General features: G+C 41.2%; 2 protein-coding genes. Both read left to right on the top strand.

Annotation, left to right across the window (positions count from 1 at the left end; all coding sequences use genetic code 11):
- On the top strand, window positions 1–770 hold a 770-nt coding region (locus tag F6K37_RS43210), incomplete at its 5' end, for a phosphopantetheine-binding protein (protein WP_287257317.1).
- On the top strand, window positions 767–1,245 hold a 479-nt coding region (locus tag F6K37_RS43205; RefSeq protein ID WP_287257316.1), incomplete at its 3' end, for a TubC N-terminal docking domain-related protein. The genes F6K37_RS43210 and F6K37_RS43205, both read left to right, overlap by 4 nt.

Here is a 1,245-nt window from a genome sequence, read left to right as displayed (position 1 = left end):
TAGAGTTGCTATCACAGCCAGAATCAAAACAGAATGTACAGCAGTTGAGGCAGTTTTTAGAGTCAAAGGAAACCAAGAGCATCGACCCAGAGAGGTTATATGAACTAAGTGCATCTTTAGGGTATAGCTTAGAGTTGTGTTGGTCTGCTCAGGGAAGTCCAGAATTGATGGATGGGGTATTTGTGCCCAGTGAGTTAGCTAAAGAAGGGATAGTGTTAACACCCCTAACTCAAAAATCGGTGGTAGCAGGTAACTGGCATAATTATGGGAATAATCCCTTGAATTCCCAGTTGAGAAAGGAACTGATACCGCAGTTGAGAGAGTATCTGGAGTCGCGGTTGCCAGAGTATATGGTGCCATCGGGGTTGATGGTGTTGTCACAACTGCCTCTGACTCCCAATGGCAAGGTAGACCGTAAGGCATTGCCTGTCCCAGATGTGGCCAGTAGTGTGTCAATGGAGTATGTAGCTCCACAGACAGAGACACAGAAGGTATTAGCAGAGATTTGGAAAGAAGTGTTGGGTATAGAACAGGTGGGAATACACGATAACTTCTTTGATTTGGGGGGTCATTCTTTGATGGCAACTCAGGTTGTGTCTCGGTTGCAAAATACTGTTCAATTGGAGTTACCTATCAGTAGGTTATTTGAAAATCCTACTATCAAACAATTAGGCGCTGATATTGATGCCATAGATGACAACGCATTTTTAGCAGAACGACTAGAAACAATTTCTAACAATCAAGAAAAATTCGAGGAAATCGAACTATGAAAACATTAAAGAAATTTTTAGATAATCTGGCTAATCAAAATGTCAAATTATGGCTTGAAGGTGAACGCTTGCGTTGTAAAGCTCCAGAGGGAGTATTGACATCAGAGCTACAGACTCAATTAAGCAATCGTAAGCAGGAAATTATTACTTTTTTACAACAAGCTAATTTAAAGAGAGAATTCAAGGAAAACTTAATTAAGCCTATTGAGCGAAATGGCAACCCCCCACCATTATCTTATGCACAACAAAGGCTATGGTTCCTAGAAAAAATGGCCTTGAGTAGCAACGCCTACAATATGCCATTAACCCTACATCTAGTAGGTAAACTAGACTATGTAGCCCTACAAGAAAGTCTTAACCAAATCATCGCTCGCCATGAAACCCTGAGAACCACTTTCAGTGAAATCAACGGCACACCAGTACAAATAATTCAACCCCCCTTTGAATTAGAACTACCCAGAAAAGACCTAAGTGG

The sequence above is a fragment of the Moorena sp. SIO4E2 genome (assembly GCF_010671945.1).
Taxonomy (GTDB): Bacteria; Cyanobacteriota; Cyanobacteriia; order Cyanobacteriales; family Coleofasciculaceae; genus Moorena; species Moorena producens.
The sequence above is the reverse complement of the archived record's forward strand: the minus strand, read 5'-3'. Positions and strand labels throughout refer to the sequence as shown.